The 25,214-nt window shown below is 73.1% G+C and carries 3 protein-coding genes; 1 reads left to right on the forward strand and 2 read right to left on the reverse strand.

What is annotated here, in order from left to right; translation table 11 throughout:
• Window positions 1-19: 19 nt before the first annotated feature.
• Window positions 20-10,873: a type I polyketide synthase gene (locus E2B92_RS26820; RefSeq protein ID WP_160159792.1), complete on the reverse strand. Its 10,854-nt coding sequence runs from the start codon at window positions 10,871-10,873 to the stop codon at window positions 20-22.
• A 111-nt stretch (window positions 10,874-10,984) separates the two neighbouring features.
• Complete coding sequence (locus E2B92_RS26825) at window positions 10,985-12,199, reverse strand: cytochrome P450 family protein (RefSeq protein WP_126887275.1); 1,215 nt, start codon at window positions 12,197-12,199, stop codon at window positions 10,985-10,987.
• Between the two features lie 451 nt (window positions 12,200-12,650).
• Between E2B92_RS26825 and E2B92_RS26830 the strand changes: the two genes are divergently transcribed.
• Window positions 12,651-25,214 (forward strand): SDR family NAD(P)-dependent oxidoreductase (locus E2B92_RS26830; RefSeq protein ID WP_443070301.1); only part of this gene is annotated, 12,564 nt, incomplete at its 3' end.

Genomic DNA, 25,214 nt, shown 5'->3' on the forward strand with positions numbered 1-25,214 from the left:
TTCTCGACGTCGGACGCGCTCATGAACTGACTCCAAACTTGTCGTCAAGGAACTGCAGAAGGTCTTCGGTGGTGCTACCGGTGTCGAGCCCGGTCTCCGTGCTCTCCGTGTGCTGCGTGCTCTCCGGGCCGGCGGTCCTCGTGAGACCGGTCCTGAGCAGGTGGAAGGCCGATGTCAAACCTTCGGTCTCCAGTCGCTCGGGCGTCACCGAACGCAACAGCTCCACCAGCGAGTCGATCTGGCACGGCGTCAGGGCGCCGTCCGCCGCCCCGGGAGCGGGGGCATCCGCGGCCGGCGGGGCGAGCTGCTCCAGAAGGAAGGCCGTGATGGCGTCGGGTGTCGGGTGGTCGAAGGCGAGCGTGGCCGGCAGGGACATGCCCGTCGCGGCGCTCAGCCGCCTCCGCAGCTCCACGGCCATCAGCGAGTCCAGCCCGACTTCCTTGAACACCTGGTGGGCATCCACACCCGAGGCGTCGGGCAGGCCGAGCACGACCGACGCCTCGCGCCGCACCGTCTCGAGGACGGTCCGCCTGCGTTCCTTGGCCGAGAGCCGGGCCAGCCGGTCCCGGAACGCGGTCGGCGCCGTCCCGGTGTCCTGGGCCCGGCGCAGGCGGCTGCGCAGCAGGCCCCGCAGCAGGACGGGAACGTCCTCGCCCTTGTCCGCGCCGCGCTGCAGAGCGCCGAGGTCCAGCTTGACGGGTACGAGGTGCGGCTCCGGGCGACCGAGGGCGGCGTCGAGGAGGCGCAGCGCCTGCTCCGCGCTGAGGGCGCCGATGCCCTGGCGCCGCATCCGGCCCAGGTCGGCCCTGCTCAGGCCGTCGGTCAGGCCCACGCCGTCCGGTTCCCACAGCCCCCAGGCGAGGCTCGTGGCCGGCAGTCCTTCGGCGCGCCGGCGGACGGCCAGCGCGTCCAGGAACGTGTTGGCGGCGGCGTACGTGGACTGGCCCGCGCCGCCCAGGACCCCGGCCACCGACGAGAACAGGACGAACAGCGACAGGTCCAGGTTCCGGGTCAGTTCATGCAGGTGCAGTGCACCGGCCACCTTGGGCTCCATCACCGCCCACAGGCGGCCCGGGTCCTGGGCCGCGAGCAGACCGTCGTCCAGCGTGGCGGCCAGGTGCACCACACCGGTCCACGGGTGGTCCTCCGGCGCGGTGGACAGCAGTCGTGCGAGCTGCTCCCGGTCCGTGACGTCGCATGCCTCGATCCGCACGGTCTCGGCACCGGCCGCCTTCAGGTGGTCCACGACGCCGGACGCGCCCGGTGCCTGCGGACCGCTGCGCGAGGTCAGGACCAGATGGCGCACCCCGTACTCGCGCACCAGGTGGTGGGCGACACGGCGGCCGAGTTCGCCCGTGCCGCCGGTGATCAGGACGGTGCCCTGTGCGTCCGGTCGTGTGGTGCGGTCGGCGTCGGTGGTGCCGGCGGGCCGGAGCAGGCGGGCGGCGAGGATCTCCTCGCCCCGTACCGCCAGCTCCGGCTCGCCCTCGGCCGACAGTGCCCGGGCCAGCGCCGGCGAGCACGTGTCGGTGTCGACCAGACGGATCGTCCGCTCGGCGTTCTCCGTACGGGCCGATCGCAGCAGTCCCCACAGGCCGGCGCGCGCGAGGTCGCGCACACCGTCCCCGGCGTCCACCGCACCACTGGTGACCCACACCAGCTCGGCCCGGTCCAGCCGGGCGTCGGCCAGCAGCGTCCGCGCCAGCAGGAGCGCGTCGGCCGTCAGTTCCCGGACAGCGGCGACACCTCCTTCGCCGGAGGCGTCCGGCGCGACAGGTACGCCCTCGGCGTCCGGCGCGGCCGTCGCATCGACAACCAGTCGAACGGGCGGCTCCCGCCCGTCGTCGAGACCGGCAACGAGAGCATCCACATCAGCCACATAATCGGCTCCCAACACATTCGACAGCACACCGTCACCCCCCAGCACCCACGTGCGTCCGGCTCCCACGGGGGCCGTCGTACGCACCGGCTGGAAGCCCACTCGGTACAGGTGCTCCACGGACCGGCCGGCCCGGATCTGCTCCGCACTGGCCTCGCGCAGCCGCAGTGCGCGCGCACCGGCCACCGGAGCACCCTGTGCGTCCGCCACCCACAGCCGTGCGCTGGACCGTTCGGTGTCCAGGTCGATGCGGACGCGGAGGGTGGAGCTGCCGGCGGCGTGGAGTTCCACGCCCTCCCACTCGAAGGGCAGGAGCACCCTGTGGTCCGTCTCGTCGAGGTCCCGGACCGCCTGGAGGGTGTGGAGCGCGGCGTCCAGCAGGGCCGGGTGGACCCCGTAGTCGTTGCCGTGCACACCGTCGGGGAGGCGGACCAGGCCGTAGGCGGTGTCGCCCTTGCGCCACAGCTCGGTCAGGCCGCGGAACACCGGCCCGTACCCGACGCCCTGGGCGTCGAGCCGCTCGTAGAAGCCGTCCAGGGACACCGGTTCGGCGCCGGCCACGGGCCAGGCCCGCAGCTCGTCGAAGCCCTCGTCGGCACCGGGGTCACCGGGCTCCCCGCCGTCGGTGAGCCTGCCGGTGGCGTGGCACGTCCAGTTCTCCTGCTCGTTCTCCCGGCGGCCGTAGACGGCGACCGGGCGCTCACCGCTCAGCTCGGCCGCACCGACGACCACCTGGAGGTGCACGGCGGCGTCGTCGTCCAGGATCAGCGGCTCGGACAGGGTCAGTTCCCCGACCCGGTTCGCACCGGTCTCCCGTGCGGCAACCAGGGCCAGCTCCAGCAGTCCCGTGCCGGGGGCCAGGACCGTGCCGAAGGCGGCGTGGTCCTTCAGCCACGGGTGCCGGGCGGTCGACAGCCGACCGGTGAGCAGGTGCCCTTCGCCGTTGGCCATGGCGGTCACGGCGGACAGCCACGGGTGCTCGGCGGGTGCGAAGCCCATCGCCTGGGCGTCGGCGGCGGGCGGCGCCGTCTCCACCCAGTACCGCTCCCGCTGGAAGGCGTACGTGGGGAGGGGGACGACGTGCCCGGAACCGGTGCCCAGCGCGCGGTCCCAGTCGATCTCATGGCCCTGGACGTGCAGCAGCGCCAGTGTTCCCAGCAGTTCGCCCAGGTCGCCCCGGCCGCGCTGGAGGCTCGGCACGACGAGGTGGCCCGTCCCGGTGCACCCGTTCGTCAGCGGCATCACGAGGACGGGGCTGGGGCTCACCTCGACGAACACGCCGTGCCCGTCCTCGATCAGCTTCGCCTGGGCGAGGTCGAGGCGTACCGGCTCCCGCAGGTTGCGGCACCAGTAGTCGGCGTCCAGCTCGCGTCCGTCGACCGGTCCGCCGGTCACCGTGGAGTAGAACGGCACGGTGGCCGGACGGGGCCGCAGTACGGCGAACTCCTCCCGCAGGCCGGGCAGGAGCCGGTCCATGTGGGCGCTGTGCGAGGCGCACGCGGCGTTGAGCTTCCCGCAGGAGACGTCCTCGTCGTCGAGTTCGATCAGGATGTCCTCGATGGCGTCGACGTCACCGGAGATCACGGTCCACCGGTCGGTGTTGACCGCCGCGATCGACAGGGCTTCCCCGTACGGCGCGATGCGCCGGCGCACCTCGGCGACGGGCAGCTCGACGACGGCCATCTCTCCGTCGCCGCCCTCCGCCTGGAGGACCCGGCTGCGCAGGGCGACGATACGGGCGCCCTCCTCGACGGTGAGCGCTCCGGCGACCACGGCCGCGGCCACTTCGCCCTGGCTGTGACCGACGACGGCCGCGGGCTCGAGCCCCAGCGACCTCCAGGCGGCGGCCAGACCGACGTACATGGCGAACAGCGTCGGCTGGACGACGTCCAGCCGGTCGAACGGAAGGCTGTCCCGGTGCTCGCCGCACAGGCGCTCCGTGACGGACCAGCCGGTGAAGGACCGCAGGGCGTCGTCGCACACGGCGACCGCCTCGCGGAACGCGGGGCTCTGCTTCAACAGGGCCGCGCCCATGCCCTCCCAGTCGGTGCCCTGTCCGGGGAAGACGAACACGGTCTTGGCCCGCTGGACGGCCGTTCCCTGTACCGAGGCGGCGTGCGGGGTGCCGTCGGCGAGGGCGCGGAGTGCCTCGACGGTCCGGTCGAGGGTGTCGGCGGTGATGGCGGCGCGGGTGGCGAAGTGGGTGCGGTGCACGGCGGCGGTGCGTGCCAGGTCGGCCAGGGCGACGTCGTCGCGGCCCGAGAGCCACTCGGCCCAGCGTCCGGCCTGCTCGCGCATGGCCGCCTCGTCCCGGCCGGAGACCACCACCGGCAGCGGGCCTTCGACCGCCACCGGCTCCACCGGTTCGAACGCCGGCGGTTCTTCGATGATGACGTGCGCGTTGGTGCCGCTCAGACCGAACGACGACACACCCGCACGACGCGGACGCGCCTCGTCCCGCTCCCACGACCGGGCCTCCTGCAACAGGGCGAGGCCACTGCCGTCCCACTCGATCAGCTCACTGGGCTGCTCGGCGTGCAGTGTCTTGGGCAGCGTCTCGTGCTGGAGCGCCAGCACCATCTTGATCACACCGACCACACCGGCAGCAGCCTGCGCGTGACCGATGTTCGACTTCGACGAGCCCAGCCACACCGGACGGTCGTCCGACCGGCTGGGCCCGAACACCTCGGCCAGCGCGCCCGCCTCGATCGGGTCACCCAGCGACGTCCCCGTGCCGTGCGCCTCGATCGCGTCGATGTCCGCGGGCGCCAGACGTGCCGCCTCCAGGGCGTCCAGGATCACCCGCTGCTGCGAGGGACCATTCGGAGCCGTCAGCCCCTGACTGCGACCGTCCTGGTTGACCGCACTGCCTCGCAGCACCGCCAGCACCCGGTCACCGTCACGCTGCGCGTCCGACAACCGCTTCAGCACCACCACACCGGCACCCTCGGCCCAGCCCGCGCCATCGGCCTGCGCCGAGAACGACTTGCACCGGCCATCGGGGGCCATGGCCTTCAGCCGGGAGAACTCCACGAAGGTGCTCGGGCTGGACATGACGGTGACGCCACCGACCAGAGCCGCCTCGCATTCGCCCTGGCGCAGGGCGGAGGCGGCCAGGTGCAGCGCCACCAGCGACGACGAACACGCGGTGTCCACCGTGATCGCCGGGCCCTGAAGACCCAGGGTGTACGACAGCCGGCCCGACAGGATGCTCGACGCCTTGCCCGTACCCACATACCCGTCCAGGGCCTGCAGATCATGCGCCCGATGATCACCGTAATCCGAGTTCATCGTGCCCAGATACACACCCGTCCGGCTGCCGCTCAACGCATCAGGACGAATACCCGCCCGCTCCAGCGCCTCCCACGACGCCTCCAGCACCAACCGCTGCTGCGGGTCCATCGACACCGCCTCACGCGGCGAAATACCGAAGAACCCCGCGTCGAAACCCTCCACATGCTCATCCGCGAGGAAACCACCCTCACACCCGTACGACTTGCCCTCCACCTCAGGATCCGGATCGAACAGATCCAGCCCCTGCCAACGACCCGGGAACCCACCCACAGCGTCCCCACCGGAAACCAGCAACTCCCAAAAACCCTCAGGAGTGTCGATCCCACCCGGCAGCCGGCACGCCATCGACACCACCGCGATCGGCTCGGCGAGGTCACCGCCACCGCCGTCGCGTCCGGCGACCACCGGGCGGGTCTCCGCCGCGGGTGCCGGAGTCGCGTCGAGCGTCAGCTTCTTCAGCAGCAGGCTCGCGATCGCCGTCGGGGTGGGGTGGTCGAACGCGAGCGTCGACGGCAGGGAGACGGCCGTCTCGGCGGAGAGCCGGCGGCGCAGCTCGACCGCCATGAGCGAGTCGAGACCGAGGTCCTTGAAGACCTGCTCCTTGGCGATCGCCTCGGGGCCGGGCATGCCGAGGATCACGGCCGCCTCGGTGCGCACCAGGTCCGTGAGCGCGGCCAGCCGGTCGTCGGGCGACAGGGCCAGCAGTCGGCCGCGCAGGTCGCCGGTGGCCGCCCCGTCCCGGCCGGCACGCCGGCGCGGGGTACGGAGCAGGGCGCGCAGCACCGCGGGTACGGCGGTCTCGCCCGACCTGTCCAGGGTGCGCTGGAGGGCGGCGAGTTCCAGTTTGACGGGGACGAGGTGCGGGTGCGCGGACGCGAGTGCGGTGTCGAGGGCGGCGAGCCCCTGGGCGGGCGTGAGGGCCCCGACGCCCTGGCGGCGCAGCCGGGACAGTTCCGCCTCACCCAGGTGCGCGGTCAGGCCGATGCCCGCCTGCTGCCACAGGCCCCAGGAGACGCTGGTTGCGGGCAGTCCCCGGGAGCGGCGGTGGGCGGCGAGCGCGTCGAGGTAGGCGTTGGCCGCGGCGTACGTCGACTGGCCCGCGCCGCCGAGGACTCCGGCGGCGGAGGAGAACAGGACGAAGGCGGCGAGGCCGAGGTCCCGCGTCAGCTCGTCCAGGTGCCGTGCGCCGTCCGCCTTGGGACCCCACACCCGCGCCAGGCGCTCGGGCGTCTGGGCGGTGACCAGCCCGTCGTCGAGGACGGCGGCGAGGTGGAACACGCCGGTCCAGGGACGGTCGGTGTCGGCCAGCAGGGCCGCCACCTGCGAGCGGTCGGAGACGTCGCAGGCCACGGTACGCACCGAGGCGGCACCCGCGGCGGTCAGCTCGGCGGCCAGTTCCCCGGCGCCGGGGGCGTCGGAGCCCCGCCGCGAGGTCAGCACCAGGTGACGGGCGCCGTGGGCGGTGACCAGGTGCCGGGCCAGCTCGCGGCCCAGCTCACCAGTGCCGCCGGAGATCAGGACGGCACCGTCGGGGGCCAGGTTCGCGTGGTCCGGGGTCTCCTCGGACGTCCGGACCAGCCGTGCCACCAGTGTCCGGCCGTCCCGGACCGCCGCCTCCGGTTCACCGGTCACGAACGGTGCCGCGGCGAGGTCGTCGGTGTCCACGTCCACCAGGTGGAGGACGCGCTCGGGATGCTCGGTCCGTGCCGTGCGCAACAGGCCCCAGAGGGGTGCGTGCGCGAGGTCGTCGACGCCGTCGCCGGTGTCCACGGCACCACGGGTCACCCACAGCGACGCGGTGTTCTCCAGTCGCGGCTCCGCCAGCACCTGCTGGAGCAGGCCGAGAGCGCGGCCGGTGGCCTCCAGCGGTGTCGCGTCCGACGGCGTGGCGTCCACCACGAGACGTCCCGGAGCGTCCTGACCGGCGTCGAGATGGGCGAGCAGCGCACGGAAACCGTCGGCGTCGGCCAGGTCGAGGACCCACGGCGCGTCGGCGGGCTCGGCCAGGAGTCCGGGCAGCGCCCGGAACTCGACCCGGTGCAGGTGCTCGGCCGTGGCGGTGGCGGAGCGGATCTGCTCAGCGGTCGCCTCACGGAGCTGAAGGCTCGCCTCGGCGACCGGCTGTCCGGCGGAGTCGGCGGCCCACAGGCGCAGGACGTCCGTTCCGGCGTCCAAGTCCATGCGGACGCGCAGTTGTGCGCTGCCCTCCGCGTACAGCCGTGCGCCCGTCCACTCGAACGGGAGCAGTACGTGTCCGTCCTCCGCCGAGCCGTCCTGGAGGGGCACGAACGTGTGCAGGGCGGCGTCGAGGAGGGCGGGGTGAATCCCGAAGTCGTCGGCCGTGAGGCCGCCGGGGAGGCGGATGAGCCCGTACGCGGTGCTGCCCTTGCGCCACAGCTCGGTCAGGCCCTGGAACGCCGGCCCGTACTCCAGACCACGGGCGCGGAAGGCGTCGTAGAAGCCGTCCAGCTCCACCCGTTCGGTCCCCGGAACCGGCCACTGGGCCAGCTCGGTGGCCTGGGCCTCCGGTGCCGTGGCGAGCAGGTGGCCGCTCGCGTGGAGCCGCCAGGGAGCGTGCTCGGGCGCGTCCTCGGCCCGGCTGTGGATCTCCACGGTCCGGTCGTCCGTGCCCGAGGCCGGACCCACCCGCACCTGAAGCCGCAGCGGAACATCCTCGCTCAGCACCAACGGCTCCAGCAAGGTCAGCTCACCGACCCCACCCGCACCCACATGATGAGCAGCGCTCAACGCCAGCTCCAGCAGACCCGTCCCCGGAACCAACACCGTCCCGAACACCGCGTGATCCCTCAACCACGCCTGACCCGCCAACGACAGAGCCCCGGTGAACACATACCCCTCACCACCGGCCAGCTCCGTCACCGCACCGATCCACGGATGCGCCGACGCCTCGAGCCCCACGGAGCGCACATCACCGGTCGCCTTGGCGGCGTCGATCCAGAAACGCTCGCGCTGGAAGGCGTAGGTGGGCAGGTCGGTCAGGAGGGTGCCGGTGTGCTCGCCGAGGACCTGGTTCCAGTCGAGGGTGTGTCCCTGGACGTGGAGCAGGCCGAGGTTGCGGAGCAGTTGGGCGGGGGTGCCGTGGTCGCGGGCGAGGGAGCCGACGACGATGCCGCCGTGCTCGGCGCTGCCGTCGGTCAGCGGCATCGACAGGACCGGGTGGGCGGAGATCTCGACGAAGACGGTGTGACCGTCTTCCAGAAGGCGGTTCAGGGCGCGGTCGAAGCGGACCGGCTCGCGCAGGTTTCGGCACCAGTAACCGCCGTCCAGCTCGGGTCCCTCGACGACCTGACCGGTGACGGTCGAGTAGAACGCGATGTCCGTGCGGCTCGGGGACAGGGCGGTGAAGTTCTCCGCGAGGCCGGGCAGGAGGGGGTCCATCTGCGCGTTGTGGGAGGCGTAGTCCACGTTGATCTTCCGCGCGTACACATCGCGCTCTTGCAGCTCCTCCACGATCTTGGCGATCGCCTCGGCCTCGCCGGAGATGATCGTCGACCCGGCGGTGTTCACCGCAGCGACCGACAGCGCGTCCCCATACGGGGCGAGGAACTCCTCCACCACTGCGACCGGCCGCTCGATCAGCGCCATACCACCCTGACCGGCACACGCCAGCACGGCCTGCGAACGCTGAGCGACGATCTGCGCACCCTGCTCCAGAGTCAGAGCCCCGCTCACCACAGCGGCGACCACCTCGCCCTGCGAGTGCCCCACCACAGCGGAAGGCTCCACACCCAGCGAACGCCAGACGGCGGAAAGACCGACCCCCATCGCGAACAGGGCGGGCTGCACCACGTCGACCCGGTCGAACGGCGGGTGATCCCCCTCCTCACCCGCGAGCACTTCCTTCACCGACCAGCCGGTGAACGGCCGCAGGGCGACGTCACACGCCTCGATGACCTGACGGAAGACGGCGTTGTCCTCCAGCAGCGCCCGGCCCATGCCGACCCACTGCGAACCCTGGCCCGGGTAGACGAAGACGACCTTCCCGCGCCGCTCGGCGCTCCCGGTCACGACCGCGTCATGCGGCCGGCCCTCGGCCAGCGCGGTCAGCGCCTCCACCAGCTCGGCGGAGCCGGCGGCCACCACGCTCGCCCGCGACGCGAAGTGCGTACGGTGCGCAGCGGCGGTACGGGCCAGGTCGGCCAGGGCGACACCGTCATGGTCCGAAAGCCAGGACGCCCAGCGCCCCGCCTGCTCCCGCAGCGCCGCCTCATCCCGGCCGGAGACGACCACCGGCAGCGGACCCTCGGCAGCGGCCGACTCCACCGGCTCGGCGACCGGCGGTTCTTCGATGATGACGTGGGCGTTCGTCCCGCTCAGGCCGAAGGACGACACACCCGCCCGGCGCGGACGCGCCTCGTCCCGCTCCCACGACTGGGCCTCCTGCAACAGCGCGAGGCCGCTGCCGTCCCAGTCGATCAGCTCACTGGGCTGCTCGGCGTGCAGTGTCTTGGGCAGCGTCTCGTTCTGGAGCGCCAGCACCATCTTGATCACACCGACCACACCGGCAGCAGCCTGCGCGTGACCGATGTTCGACTTCGACGAACCCAGCCACACCGGACGATCGTCCGACCGGCTGGGCCCGAACACCTCGGCCAGCGCGCCCGCCTCGATCGGGTCACCCAGCGACGTACCCGTGCCGTGCGCCTCGATCGCGTCGATGTCCGCAGGCGTCAGCCGGGACGCCTCCAGCGCATCACGGACCACCCGCTGCTGCGAGGGACCATTCGGAGCCGTCAGACCCTGGCTGCGACCGTCCTGATTGACCGCACTGCCTCGCAGCACGGCGAGGACCCGGTCACCGTCGCGCTGCGCGTCCGACAACCGCTTCAGCACCACCACACCGGCACCCTCGGCCCAGCCCGCGCCATCGGCCTGAGCGGAGAACGACTTGCAACGCCCGTCCGCCGCCATGCCCTTGAGCCGGGAGAACTCCACGAACAGCGACGGCGCGCTCATCACCGTCACACCACCCGCCAGGGCCAGATCGCACTCACCCTGACGCAGAGCGGTGGCGGCCAGGTGCAGCGCCACCAGGGACGACGAGCAGGCGGTGTCGACCGTGATGGCCGGGCCCTGAAGACCGAGGGTGTAGGCCACACGGCCCGACACCACACTCGACGCCTTGCCCGTACTCACATAACCGTCGAGCGCGTCCAGGTCATGGCCCAGATCACCGTAGTCCGAGCTCATCGTGCCCAGATAGACACCCGTCTTGGACTCACTGAGCGACTCCGGCCGGATACCCGCGCGCTCCAGGGCCTCCCAGGACGCCTCCAGCACCAGCCGCTGCTGCGGGTCCATCGTGAGCGCCTCACGCGGCGAAATACCGAAGAAGCCCGCGTCGAAACCCTCGAGATCATCGATGAACCCGCCCTGGCGCGAGTAGCTCTTGCCGACCGCCTCGGGGTCGGGGTCGTACACGCCCAGGCCGTCCCACCGCGACGGCAGACCGCCCACCGCGTCCCCACCGGACGCCAGCAGCTCCCAGAACGCCTCCGGGGTGTCGATCCCACCCGGCAGCCGGCACGCCATCGACACGATCGCGATCGGCTCGGACCTCTGCGCCTCCAGGTCCGCCGCACGCTTCTGCAGCGCACGAATCGCGGGAAGCGCAGACTTCAGATCCTGTTGAGTGTTCGACACCATCGAGCCTTTCTGCGCGAGCATCCGCAGGCGCATGACGCGGTCACTGTGACGTGGATGAGGAACTGGCAGTGCCCGAGGGCAGGTCCGATACCGGACCAGCCAATCGGGAGGACCTCGAGTCCTGGTCGACGGCTCCTCGACGTGCTACTTCAGCGTTACGGGCAGCGAGACCAGTCCGCGCACCATCCCCAACCGCCACTCCACCCGGTCGGCCGGGACGGCGAGGCGGATGTCCGGGAAGCGGCGCAGCAAGGAACCGATGGCGATCTCACCCTCCAGGCGTGCGAGCCGGGCACCCAGGCAGTAGTGGATGCCACGGCCGAATCCGAGGTGGGCCGCGGCGTCCCGGGTGATGTCGAGCTCGTCCGCCCGCTCGAACCGGCCGGCGTCCCGGTTGGCGGCGGCGACGGAGAGGAGCACCAGCGCGCCGCGCGGGATGACGACTCCGCCGAGGGGCACGTCCTCCGTGGCGTAGCGGGCAACGCCGGGATTGGTGGGGCCGTCGTAGCGGAGCAGCTCATCGACGGCCGGCCTGACCAGCTCCGGCTGCCGCAGGAGCATGTCGAGCTGATCGGGGTGGTTGAAGAGGGCGTTCATGCCGTTGCCGATGAGCTGCACCGTGGTCTCGTGACCGGCGAGGAGCAGGGTCAGCGCCATGGCCGCCAGTTCCTCGTCGTCGAGACGGTCGTTGTTCTCCTCGTGCACCGCGATCAGATCGCTGAGGAGGTCGTCGCCGGGAGCGTTCTGCTTCGCGCGGATCAGCTTCGCGGTGTAATCGGTGAGCCATGCGAAGGCATCGGCCATCCCCTGCATGGACTCGTCGTCCTTGACGACCTGGAACGCCGCGCCCGTCTTGTCCCGGAGTGCCTCGTGGTCCTCGGGCACACCGAGGAGCTCGCAGATCACGCGAATGGGCAACTGGGAGGCGTAAGCGCTCATGAGGTCGGCTTCGTCGCCGGCCTCAGCCATGGCGTCCAGCAGTTCGTCGGCGATCTGCTGGACGCGGGGGCGCAGACCGTCGATCCGTTTGGCGCTGAACGCGCGCACGACGAGCCTGCGGAGCCGGGTGTGGTCCGGCGGATCGAGGTTCACCAGTGAGCGTCGTGTCGCGTTGTTGGCACTCGTGATGGCGTCCGTGGTCGGCAGGCCGTCTTCGTTGGCCATGTGGTCATTCGCCGCGCTGCTCAACCGCGGGTCTTCCATGCCCGCCAGAACATCGTCGTAACGCGTGACGATCCACCACTCCACTCCGTCCGGCAGCCGCACCGGCCGGGCCGGGCCCGTCTCCTGGAGGGATTTCAGAGTCGGAAAGGGGTCACTGAAGAACGTGGGTTCGATGGTGAGGACGGAATCGTTCATTCCCCCAGAATGACCAATCAGTGGTCAAGGAATGCTTGAAATATGACCATGTACGCTACACCGAGACAGCATCTGTAGGGATTCTCGAACGAACCTCAAGCCCCTACGATCGATTTCAGCCCCTGATCGGTCGGCGGCGATCATCAACACTCGGATTTCTCGAAGCTCGATCGAGCTCCGGTCCTGCCACCCGGACAGAGCCGACACCACGCGGACCAGCCCTCGGCGGCAGGCGGAATGGATCTCGAAGAAATTCAGCCAGCGAATTCAGGATGCTGTTGATTTCGGCCATCCGTGCACGGGCGGCGTCGCTCCTCGGCATTATCCGGACGCCCGTCATCCAGCCCGCGACAAGTGGGGCTCAAGCCTTGGCCAATTGGGTGGGCAGGTCCCTGGTCTGTCCCTCCGGGACGCTGAATTGCTCGCGGTGGCCGTACAGGAAGGCTCGATGGTGTCGATCTCAAACCAGGACCGGATGGAAGCCGCGCTGCCTGCGATTCGCGCGTTGCAGAAGCGGGCGGCCGATCTGGAGGCGCAGAGATACGAACCCATCGCCGTGGTGTCGATGGCGTGCCGGCTGCCGGGTGGGATCGACACCCCGGAGGCGTTCTGGGAGCTGCTGGCGTCCGGTGGCGACGCCGTGGGCGGCCTGCCGTCGCGGTGGGACAGCCTGGGCGTGTACGACCCCGACCCCGAGGCGGTCGGCAAGAGCTACGCCCGCGAGGGCGGGTTCATCAAGGACGTCGAGGGTTTCGACGCGGGCTTTTTCGGGATCTCGCCGCGTGAGGCGCTCACGATGGACCCGCAGCAGCGGCTGGTGCTGGAGGCGTCCTGGGAGGCCCTGGAGCGCGCGGGTATCCGGCCGGACTCGCTCAGCGAGTCCAAGACGGGTGTCTATCTGGGCACGATGAGCTCGGACTACGGTGATCTGGGCCGTGACCTGGACGCGCTCGACGGCTATGTGAGTACGGGCAAGGCGTCGAGTGTGGTGTCGGGCCGTGTGGCCTACACCCTCGGTCTTCAGGGCCCGGCGATCACAGTCGACACCGCCTGCTCGTCCTCACTCGTCGCCGTGCATCTGGCGGTGCAGGCCCTGCGGTCCGGTGAGTGTGAACTCGCCCTGGCGGGTGGTGTGACGGTGATGAGCGCGCCGTCGCTGTTCGTGGAGTTCTCCCGGCTCAAGGGCATGGCGGCGGACGGGCGTTGCAAGTCGTTCTCCGCTCAGGCCGATGGCGCGGGATGGGCCGAGGGTGCCGGTGTGGTGGTGCTGAAGCGGTTGTCGGCCGCGCAGCGCGACGGCGACCGGGTCCTCGCGGTGATCCGTGGATCGGCCGTCAACCAGGACGGCCGCAGCCAGGGCCTGACCGCCCCCAACGGCCCCTCCCAGCAGCGGGTCGTGCAGGCGGCGCTGGAGGCGTCCCGGCTGACGCCTGCGGACATCGACGCGATCGAGGCGCACGGCACGGGGACGTCGCTGGGTGACCCGATCGAGGCGGGCGCGCTGGCCGAGGTGTTCGGGCCCAGCCGGTCGGACGACCGTCCGGTGTGGCTGGGCTCGTCGAAGTCGAACATCGGTCACGCGCAGGCTGCTGCCGGTGTGGTCGGTGTGATCAAGATGGTGCTGGCGCTCCAGCACGAGACGCTGCCCAAGACACTGCACGCCGAGCAGCCCAGTGAGCTGATCGAGTGGGACGGCAGCGGGCTGGCCCTGTTGCAGGAGGCCCGGTCGTGGGAGCGGGACGAGGCGCGTCCGCGCCGGGCGGGCGTGTCGTCGTTCGGTCTGAGCGGCACCAACGCGCACGTCGTGATCGAGGAGCCCCCTGCCGTTGAGCCGGTCGAAGCGACACCGGTCGCGGATGGCAGTCCGTACCCGGTGGTCGTCTCCGGCCGTGACGAGGCGGCGCTGCGGGAGCAGGCGGGGCGCTGGGCGTCCTGGCTGTCGGACCGTGGTGACGTCCGCGTGGCGGATGTGGCGGTGACGGCGGCCCGGCACCGTACGCACTTCGCGTCACGCGCCAGCGTGGTGGCCGCCGGCTCCGCCGAGCTGGTGGAGGCGCTGACCGCGCTGGCCGAGGGCCGGTCGCATGACGCTGTCGTGACCGGGAGCGCCGAGCGGCGCGGGAAGGTCGTCTTCGTCTACCCGGGTCAGGGTTCGCAGTGGGTCGGCATGGGCCGTGAACTGCTCGCGTCCAGTGAGGTGTTCGCGCAGACGATTGACGCGTGTGACGCGGCTCTGCGGCCGTTCACGGGTTGGTCGGTGCGTGAGGTCCTGGCTGGTGAGGAGGGGGATCACCCGCCGTTCGACCGGGTCGACGTGGTGCAGCCCGCCCTGTTCGCGATGGGCGTGGGCCTGTCGGCGGTGTGGCGTTCACTCGGCGTCGAGCCGGCCGCCGTGGTGGGGCACTCGCAGGGCGAGGTCGTGGCCGCTGTGGTGAGCGGGGCTCTGACTCTGGAGCAGGGTGCGCAGATCGTCGCTCAGCGTTCGCAGGCCGTGCTGGCGTGTGCGGGTCAGGGTGGTATGGCGCTGATCGAGCGGCCGGTCGCGGTGGTGGAGGAGTTCCTCGCCCCCTACGGCGACGCGCTGTCGGTCGCGGCGGTGAACACCGCCGGGTCGACGATCATCTCCGGCGAGGCCGAGGCGATCACGCGGATCGTGGACGAGCTCCAGGCCAAGGACGTCTACGCGCGGAAGATCAACGTGGACTACGCCTCCCACAACGCGCAGATGGACCCCCTCCTGCCCGGCCTCGCGGAGAACTTCACCGCCCTGTCCCCCCGTCGAACCGACATCGCGTTCTACTCGACCGTCACCGGTCAGGTCGCCGAAGGACCCGAGCTGGACGGCGGCTACTGGTGCCGCAACCTGCGCGAGCCGGTCCGCTTCGACCGCGCCCTGAACCGCCTTCTGGAAGACGGTCACACCGTCTTCGTCGAGATCTCCGCGCACCCGGTCCTGTCGATGCCGCTGACCGACGGCAGCGCCGAGCACGGCGGCATCGTCGTCGGCTCCCTCGCCCGCGACCACGGCACCCCCGCCCAACTGCTCCGCAACCTCGGCCTGCTCCACGTCCAGGGACACACCCTCGACTGGAACCAGGTCCTCGGCGAGCACACCGGCACCCTCCTGACAGACCTGCCCACCTACGCCTTCCAGCGCGAGCGTTTCTGGATCGACGCCGCCAAGGCGACCGGTGATGTGCGCTCCGTGGGGCTGAGGGCGTCCGAGCACCCCTGGCTCGGCGCGGTGACCGCGACCGCCGACGACGACGGGTACCTGTTCACCGGCCGCCTCGCGCTCGCCGATCAGCCGTGGCTGGCCGAGCACGCCGTGTCCGGCACCGTCCTCGTCCCGGGCACCGGGCTGCTCGACATCGCCCTGGCCGCCGCCCACCACACCGGCGCCGACCGGGTGGAGGAGCTGACCCTCCTCGAACCGCTGATCCTCACCGAGGACACCCCCGTCCGCCTCCAAGTCGTCGTCGGGGCCGAGACGTCCGAGGGCCGACGGCCCCTCTCCCTCTTCAGCCGTGCCGACGACGCTCCCGAGGAGTCCTCCTGGCGCCGCCACGCGACCGGCGAGCTCGCCCGGGCGCGATCCGACTCCCCCGGCACCTTCGCCGAGATGGCGCAGTGGCCGGTGGCCGGGGCCGAGCGGGTGGAGCTGGACGGCTTCTACGACGCCTTCCGCGCCCGTGGTCTGGAGTACGGGCCGGCGTTCCAGGGCCTGACCGAGCTGTGGCGCAAGGGCAGCACCGCGTACGGGCTCATCCGCCTCCCCGGCGGCCTCACGGCCGACGACTTCGGGATTCACCCCGCCCTCCTCGACGCCGCCCTGCATCCGATGGCCGCCGTCCAGGGGGATCCGGACGCCCCTGTCGTGCTGCCCTTCGAGTGGACCGGTGTCGAGCTGTACGCCTCCGGGGCCACCGAGCTGCGCGTACGCATCGATCTCGACGACACGCGCGACACGCTGCGCCTGTGGGCCACCGACCCGGCCGGGCAGCCCGTCGTGCACGCCCTCGGGCTCCGGTTGCGCACGGCGGACCCCGAGCAGCTCCGTGCCGCGGCGGCGACCGCCGAGCACCTGTACCGCCTCCGCTTCCAGCCGGCCCGGGTGCCGGCGGAGGCACCGGAGGGCGACGTCTGGGTTCTCGGTGGCGACGGCCGTGTCGCGCGCGCCCTGGGCGCCGAGAGCTTCGCGGGGGCCGACGCCCTCTTCGCCCGACTGGACGAGGGCGCCGAGGCGCCCCGGCACCTCGTCGTCGACGCCACGGACCGGGCCACCGGCGACGTACGCGGGACGACCGCCGGCGTCCTCACGCTCGTACAGCGGGTCCTGGCCGATCCGCGCCTGGAGCAGGCGGAGTTGACGTGGGTCACGTGTCGTGCCGTGGACACCGGTGACGGCGTCCTGGACGACCTCGCCCACGCGCCGCTGTGGGGCCTGCTGCGTGCGGTGCGGGCGGAGCACGCGGAGCGGGTGATCCGGCTGGTCGACGTCGACGAGGCCGTCGCGGTGCCGTTCGCCGCGGACGAGCCGGAGATCGCCGTGCGCGGCGGTGAGGTCCTGGTGGCCCGCCTGGAAGGTGCGGGCGGTACGGACGGTGCGGCTCCCGCGTTCGCTCCCGGGGGCCGGGTGCTGATCACCGGTGGCACCGGGGAGCTGGGCCGTGCGCTGGCCGGGCACCTCGTGCGCGAGTACGGCGTCAAGCACCTGGTGCTGACGTCCCGGCGCGGCGCTGACACCCCCGGAGCACGCGACCTGGTGGCCGAGCTGACCGCCGCCGGTGCCGAGAGCGTCGACGTCCGCGCGTGCGACGTCGCCGACCGCGACCAGGTCCACGCCCTGCTCACCGGCACCACCGACACCAACCCCGACAACACCAGCACCACCGACGACACCACCGACCGGCCCTGGACCGGGATCTTCCACCTGGCCGCCGTTCTCGACGACGGCCTGCTGGCCTCCCAGACGCCCGAGCGTCTGGCCGCCGTGTGGGCGCCCAAGGCCGACGGCGCCCGCCACCTGCACGACCTCAGCCAGGAACTCGGCCTGGACCTGGCGGCGTTCGTGCTGTTCTCCTCCGCCGCCGGCATCCTCGGCGGCGCCGGTCAGTCGACGTACGCCGCCGCCAACGCCTCCCTCGACGCCCTGGCCGCCCACCGCCGCTCCCAGGGGCTCCCCGCGACCAGTCTCGGCTGGGGCCTGTGGCAGCAGGCGGGCACCGGGCTCACCGCCACCCTGGGACGGGCCGAACTGGCCCGCCTGCGCCGCCAGGGCGTCGGCGCCCTCACCCCCGGCCAGGCCCTTGCGGCCCTCGACGCGGCCCTGGCGCACCCGTGCGCGCACCTCGTCCCGGCCAGGCTGGAGCTCGCCGCCCTGCACGGCCAGGACGGCGTCCCGCCGCTCCTGCGCGGTCTCGTCCGTGGCCCCCGCAGGCGCGCCGGTGACACCTCCGCCACGCCCTCGGGCCTGCGGGACCGGCTCGCCGCGCTTCCGGTGGCCGAGCGTCTGCCCCACCTGACCCGGCTCGTGCAGCGGGAGGCCGCCGCCGTCCTCGGCATGCCGGCCTCCGGTACGGGCGGCAAGGAACAGGTGGGCAAGGACCAGGTGTTCAAGGACATCGGCTTCGACTCGCTCATGGCGGTCGAGCTGCGCCGCCGGCTCTCCGCCGAGACGGGGCTGGCCCTTCCGTCCACGCTCGTCTTCGACCACCCCACTCCTGTGGCCGTCGCGGGTCTGCTCCTCGGCCGGCTGGCGCCGGCGGAGGCGACCGGGGCGCGCGTCGCGCCCGGCCCGGCGCGCGGGGCGGCCGCCTCCGACGACCCGATCGCCGTGGTCTCCATGGCCTGCCGCCTCCCTGGCGGTGTGACCACGCCCGACGAGTACTGGCGGCTGCTGTCCGAGGGGATCGACGCCATCGGGCCGTTGCCGTCCCGCTGGGACGGGATGGACCTGTACGACCCGGATCCGGACGCCGTCGGCAAGAGTTACGGCCGTGAGGGCGGGTTCATCGACGACGTGGAGCGGTTCGACGCGGCGTTCTTCGGGATCTCGCCGCGCGAGGCGGCGTCGATGGACCCGCAGCAGCGGCTCGTCCTCGAAACGGCCTGGGAGGCCCTGGAGCGGGCGGGGATACGCCCCGGCGCGCTGCGCGGAAGTGCCACCGCCGTCTACATCGGCACCATGGGGTCGGACTACGGCGACCGGAACGGCGGCGCGCTGGAGGCGCTGAACGGCTACGTGGGCACGGGCAACGCGGCCAGTGTCATCTCGGGGCGGGTCTCGTACGCGCTCGGGCTCCAGGGCCCTGCGGTCACCGTCGACACGGCGTGCTCGTCGTCCCTGGTGGCGCTGCACCTGGCGGCGGCCTCGCTCCGGCAGGGCGAGTGCGACCTGGCGCTGGTCGGTGGCGTCACCGTGATGAGCACCCCGTCGACGTTCGTGGAGTTCAGCAGGCTCAAGGCGATGGCGCCGGACGGCCGGTGCCGGAGCTTCTCGGCGGACGGCGCCGGTGCCGGCTGGTCCGAGGGTGTGGGCATGCTCGTGCTGAAGCGGCTGTCGGCCGCCGAGCGCGACGGCGACCGTGTCCTGGCGGTGATCCGTGGTTCGGCGGTGAACCAGGACGGCGCGAGCAACGGTCTCACCGCGCCCAACGGGCCGTCCCAGCAGCGGGTCGTGCGGGACGCCCTCGCCGCGTCCCGGCTCGCCCCCACGGACATCGACGCCATCGAGGCGCACGGCACGGGAACGAACCTGGGCGATCCGATCGAGGCGGGCGCGCTGGCCGAGGTGTTCGGACAGCACCGGCTGTTCCTCGGCTCGGCCAAGTCCAACTTGGGTCACACGCAGGCCGCCGCGGGTGTCGTCGGCGTGATGAAAATGGTGCTGGCGCTCCAGCACGAGACGCTGCCGAGGACGTTGCACGCCGAGGTGCCGAGCCCGCACATCGACTGGGCGGCGAGCGGCCTGACCCTGCTGCGGGAGGCGCGGCCCTGGCCGTACGAGGAGGGGCGTGCGCGCCGGGCCGGTGTGTCGGCGTTCGGCATCAGCGGGACGAACGCGCATGTGGTGCTGGAGGAGGCACCGCGGTACGACGGCGGTGGCCGTGCGGAGCCGGACGGGTCCGTCGACGGCTGGCCGTTGCTGCTGTCGGGGCAGAGCGAGGGGGCGCTGCGCGCCCAGGCCGGCCGCTGGGCGGACTGGCTGGCCGGGCACCCGGACGTACCGCTGTCGCACGTGGTGCGGACGGCCGCCCTGCACCGTACGCACCTGCCCGTGCGGGCGTCGCTGGACGTGGCGAGCGTGTCCGGTGCGGTGCGCGCGCTGTCGGCGCTGGCGGCGGGGCTGCCGCACGAGGGTGTCGTCGTCGGTGACGGCACGCAGCGCGAGGGTGTCGTCGTCGGTGACGGGGCGGAGCGGGAAGGTGCCGTCTTCGTGTGCGCGGAGCACGCGGAGGGCACCGGATGGGTGGGGGCCGGGCGTGAACTGCTCGTCCGCTCGGCGGTGTTCGCGGAGACGGTCGGGGCCTGTGATGCCGCGCTGCGGCCGCTGACCGGCTGGTCGGTCCGGGACGTGCTGGCGGGGGACGCGGAGGGCGGCGCGGACGCCGCCGGGCCGGCGCTGTTCACGCTGGGTCTCGGGCTCGCCGCCCTGTGGACGTCCGTGGGCGTCGACCCGGTGGCGGTCGTCGGCCGGGGGGTCGGTGAGACGGTCGCGGCCGTCGTCGGCGGCTCGATGTCGCTCGAGGAGGGCGCCCGGATCGCGGCCGGGGGCGCGGCGGGCGACTCGGCGGCGACGGGCCGGGACGACGCGTACGGCGAGGAGCTGGAGCGGCTCGCGCGGGACGGTCACGATCTGGTCGTCGACCTCTTCGCGCACGCGGACCTCACCGTGGCGGGCGTGCTGCGCCGGCTCGGTGAGCTGCACGCGCGGGGGTGTGCGGTCGACTGGTCGCGGGTGCCGGGCGCGGAGGTGGCCGCGGAGGTGGCCGCGCCTCCCGTCGAGCTGCCGACGTACGCGTTCCAGCGGGAGCGGTACTGGACCGAGCCCGAGCCGGGGCGTGCCGGTACCGGCGTGCGTGCGGCGGGCCTCGGGTCGTCGGCGCACCCGTGGGTGGGCGCGACGACGCCGCTGGCCGGGGGCGAGGGGCATCTGCTGACGGGCCGTCTGTCGGCGGCCGAGCAGCCCTGGCTGGTGGACCACGCGGCCTTCGGTGTGGCGATCGTGCCGGGTACGGGCATGCTCGAGCTGGCACTGACGGCCGCCGCCGAGGTGGGGGCGGGTGGCGTCACGCAGTTGACGCTGCTGGAGCCGCTGCCGCTGGCGGCCGGCTCCGCCACGCGCGTCCAGGTGGCCGTATCGGCCGCGGAGGCGGACGGGCGGCGTACGGTGACGATCCACAGCCTGCCGGAGGGCGCCGACGGGGCGTGGACGCGGCACGCGGTGGGTGTGCTGGGCGCCGCGGGTGCCGCCCCTGGTGGCGCGGCGGACTTCCCCGACCTCGCGCGGTGGCCGGTGGCCGGGGCCGAGCGGGTGGACCTGGACGGCTTCTACGGGCGGTTCGAGGAACGGGGCCTGGACTACGGTCCGGCGTTCCGGGGGCTGGTGGAGCTGTGGCGGGACGGCGGCACGGCGTACGGCCGGGTGTGTCTTCCGGAGGGGCTGCGGGGGGACGCGTACGGCGTCCACCCGGCGCTGCTCGACGCCGCGCTGCACGCCTGCATGGGTGCCCGTGACGAGGCCGAGGGTCAGGCTCCGGTCCTGTTCCCGTTCGAGTGGTCGGACGTGGAACTGTGGGCGGTGGGCAGCGGTGAGCTGCGCGTACGCGTCGACGTGGACGACTCGGGGACGGGGCTGCGGCTGTGGGCGGCCGGTGCCGACGGCTCCCCGGTGCTCTCCGGGCGTCTGCGCCTGCGCGAGGTCACGGCGGGGCAGGTCCGCGCGGCCGCACGCCCCGACCACCTCCACCGGGTGGAGCTGCGGGAGGTGGACGTCCCCCGCGCGTCCGGGACGCCGTCCGGTGTCTCCCGGCTGGTCGTGGACGCCCGCGACTGGTCCGGCACGGTCACCGAGGTCGCCACGCGCGGTCTGGCCGAACTGCAGCGGCTGCTGGCGGGGCACGCGGACGACGAGCTGGTGTGGCTGACGTCCGGCGCGGCCGGCGACGACGCCCGTGACCCGGCCCAGGCGTCGCTGTGGGGCCTGGTCCGCACGGCGCGCGGTGAGTTCCCGGAGCGTACGGTCCGGCTGATCGACACGGCCGGGGCGGACGTCCCCGTGGCGGACGCCCTGGCGGTGACGGGCGAGCCGGAGCTGGTGGTGCGCGACGGCCGCGTGTACGCGCCGCGTCTGGCCGCCGTCGCACGGGCCGGCGGTGACGCCCCGGTCCTGGACCCCGGCGGCGCCGTCCTGGTCACCGGCGGTACCGGCGAGCTGGGCCGGGCCGTGGCCGCGCACCTGGTGCGCGCGTACGGGGTGCGGCACCTCGTACTGACCTCCCGCAGCGGCCCCCGGGCCGCCGGGGCGGACGAGCTGGTCGCGGAGCTGACGGCGGCCGGGGCCCGGACCGTCGACGTGGTCGCCTGCGACGCGGCCGACCGGGCGGAGGTCGCCGCCGTCCTGGCGGACGCCACGGCAGAGCGCCCGCTGACCGGTGTGTTCCACCTGGCGGCGGTGGTCGACGACGGGCTGCTCGCCTCGCAGAGCCCGGAGCGGCTCGCGCGCGTCATGGCCGCGAAGACCGAGAGCGCGCTGCACCTGCACGAGCTGACGCGCGATCTGGACCCGGCGGTGTTCGTGCTGTTCTCGTCGGCGGCCGGTGTGCTGGGAACGGCCGGCCAGAGCACGTACGCGGCCGCCAACACGGCGCTGGACGCCCTCGCCGCGTACCGCCGTGGCCTGGGGCTGCCGGGCACGAGCCTGTCGTGGGGGCTGTGGGAGCAGGCGGGGCTCAGCCGTACGGCGAGCCTCGGCCGGGCCGACCTGGCCCGGATGCGCCGCCAGGGCTTCGGTGCGCTGACCCGGGACGAGGGCCTGGCGGCGCTCGACGCCGCGCTGCGCACCTCCGACGCCCACCTGGTGCCGGTCAAGCTGGACCTGCCGGCCCTCCACCGGCGGGCGGCGGGCCCGGAGCTTCCGGTCCTGCTGCGCGACCGGCTGCGGCCGGGTGCGCGCGTCGCCCCGGGCGCGGCGGCCGCCGGCCGGGGGGTGGAGGAGCGGTTGGCCTCGCTGACCGGCGACGAGCTGCGTGAGGCGCTCGTGGAGCTGGTGCGCCGGGAGGCCACGGACGTGCTGGGGCTGGCCGCGACGATGCCCGCGGGGCAGCGGTTCCAGGAGCTGGGGCTCGACTCGCTGACGGCGGTCGAGCTGCGCCGCCGCGTCACCCGGGCGACCGGCACGACGCTGCCGTCGACGGTGGCGTTCGACCATCCGACCCCGGTGGCGCTGGCGGAGCGGCTGCTGGACGCCCTGTCCGGCACCGGGGAGCGCACGGCGGCACCCACCGCGCCCACCGCACCCGCCGCCCTCGCCGCACCCGCCGCGCCTGCCACCGCGCCGGTGGTGAGCAGGACTGCGGTACGTCCGGCGACCGAGGGCCAGAAGCGGCTGTGGTTCCTGGACCGGCTCCACCCCGGCTCCGCCCAGTACAACGCGACGATGACGCTGCGGCTGTCCGGCGCCCTGGACCGTGCGGCGTTCGAGGCGGCCCTGGCCTGGCTGATGGAGCGTCACGAGGCGCTGCGGACGGGGCTGGAGAGCCGGGACGGGCGACTGGTGCAGGTGGTGCACGAGGACGTCGCCGTACCGGTGACGTACCGGGACGCGGCCGGGCTGCCGGCCGACGAGGTCCGGGAGCTGCTGAGCGCCGAGCGGCGCAAGCCGTTCGCCCTCTCCGGCCGGACGCTGCTGCGCTGCCTCGTGGTGGACGCCGGGGACGGCGACGGCGACGGCGGGCCGAGCGTGTGCCTGACCATGCACCACGCCATCACCGACGGCTGGTCCATCGCGCTGCTGCTGCACGAGCTGACCGACGCCTACCGCGCGTTCCTGTCGGGGGCGCGGCCCGAGCAGCCGGCCGTGGCGGGCACCCTGGGCGACTTCGCCGCCCGGGAGGAGGAAGCCGCCCGGTCCGGGCGGTTCGACGAGGGCGTCCGCTTCTTCCGGGAGCAGCTCGCGGGGGTGCCGCGGCTGGAGTTCCCGCCGGGTCCTGGCACCGCGGCCGAGGGCGCCGAGGGCGGCACGGTGCACTTCACGGTGCCGGCCGGGGTGCGGTCCGGGGTCGAGGCGCTGGCCGCGGCCCGTTCGGTGACCCCGTACACGGTGCTGGTGAGCGCGTTCGCCGTGCTGATGGCGCGGGTCACGGGGCAGGACGACTTCGGCATCGGCACGGTGTGGGCCAACCGTCAGGTTCCCGAGGCCGAGGGCCTGGTGGGTTTCCTGGCGAACACGCTGCCGCTGCGCTGCGACGTGACCGGCGACCCGGCGTTCGGCGAGCTGGTCGACGCGATGGCCGCCCGGGTGCGCGGCACCATGGAGCACCAGGCGGTGCCGCTGACCGAGGTCGTCCGGGCCGTGGGCGGGCCGCGCACCGGTGACGAGAACCCCCTGTTCCGCTGCCTGTTCAACTACGCGTCGATGCCGATGGCGGCGCAGGGCAACGAGTTCTGGCGGCTGGCGGCGGACGGCAGCCTCGCGGGCAACGTGGACGGTGCGGCCAAGTCCGATCTCGGGCTGACCCTGCTGCCGTTCGGGGACGGGCTGCGCGGTGAGCTGGAGTACCGGCCGGAGGCGTGGGCGCCCGGGGCGGCACGGCGTCTGGTGGACGCGTTCCTGACCCTGCTGCCGTCCCTGCTCGCCGAGCCCGGGCGGCCGGTCGGCCGGGCGGACCTGCTCCCGCCGGGCGAGCTGGCGTGGCTGGAGGAGCGCGGTGGCAGGCTTCAGGCCGCGGGCCCCGAAGGGCCGACCGCGCTGGAGCGCGTGCTGGCGCAGGCCCGGCGCACCCCGGACGCGGTGGCGCTGGTCTGCGGCGAGCAGGAGCTGACGTACGGGCGGATGGTGGCGCGTGCCACGGCCCTGGCCGGCACGCTGGAGGCGGCGGGGGTCACGCGTGAATCCCTGGTCGGTATCCATCTGCCGCGGTCGGCGGACCTGGTGGTGGCGGTGCTGGCGACCTGGCTGGCCGGTGGCGCGTACGTGCCGCTGGACCCGGAGTACCCCGCGGCGCGCCTGGAGCACGTCATCCGCGACAGCGGGCTGACCGTCCTGGTCTCGGACCGGCCGGTGGACGCCACGGCCGGGGTCGTGCTGATCGACGACCTCCCCGACGTCCCGGACGGCACCCCGCTGCCGGAAGCACGGCCGTCCCTGTCGGACCTGGCGTACGTGATCTACACGTCGGGGTCGACGGGGCTGCCGAAGGGGGTGCAGCTCGAGCACGCCCAGTTCGCGAACTTCTGCACGGCGATGGACGAGCGCGTCGGCGGCGGCGCGGGGGACACCTGGCTGGCGGTGACCAGCCTGTCGTTCGACATCTCCACGCTGGAACTGCTGTGGACCCTGACCCGGGGCTACCGCGTGGTGGTCGCCCAGGGCGGCCCGGCGAGCTGGGCGGGCTACCTTCCCTACGCGCCCACACACCTGCAATGCACCCCGTCGCTGGCCCGCATGCTGCTCGCCGACGCCGACGGCCGCTCCCTGATCCAGGGCCTCGACCGGATGCTCGTCGGCGGCGAGGCCCTCGACCGGGGGCTCGCCCGCACCCTGCGGGAGCTGTGCGGCGGCGGGGTGATGAACATGTACGGGCCGACCGAGACGACCGTGTGGTCGGCGGCCTGGAACGTCACCGAGGGCGAGGTCTCCCTGGGTGAGCCGCTGGTCAACAACCGGCTGTACGTGCTGGACGGGGCGGGGCGGCGGGTGCCGCGCGGGAGCCTGGGCGAGCTGTGGATCGGCGGCCTCGGCGTGGCCCGCGGCTACCTGAACCGGCCGGAGCTGACCGCGGAACGCTTCGTC

Origin of the sequence: Streptomyces sp. WAC05374 (assembly GCF_004353505.1) — a bacterium.
Taxonomy (GTDB): Bacteria; Actinomycetota; Actinomycetes; order Streptomycetales; family Streptomycetaceae; genus Streptomyces.

Bases quoted from the DNA above. Each gene is read 5' to 3' on its own strand.
- E2B92_RS26820 (WP_160159792.1), bottom strand. From the start codon at position 10,873: ATGCGCCTGCGGATGCTCGCGCAGAAAGGCTCGATGGTGTCGAACACT.
- E2B92_RS26825 (WP_126887275.1), bottom strand. From the start codon at position 12,199: ATGAACGATTCCGTCCTCACCATCGAACCCACGTTCTTCAGTGACCCC.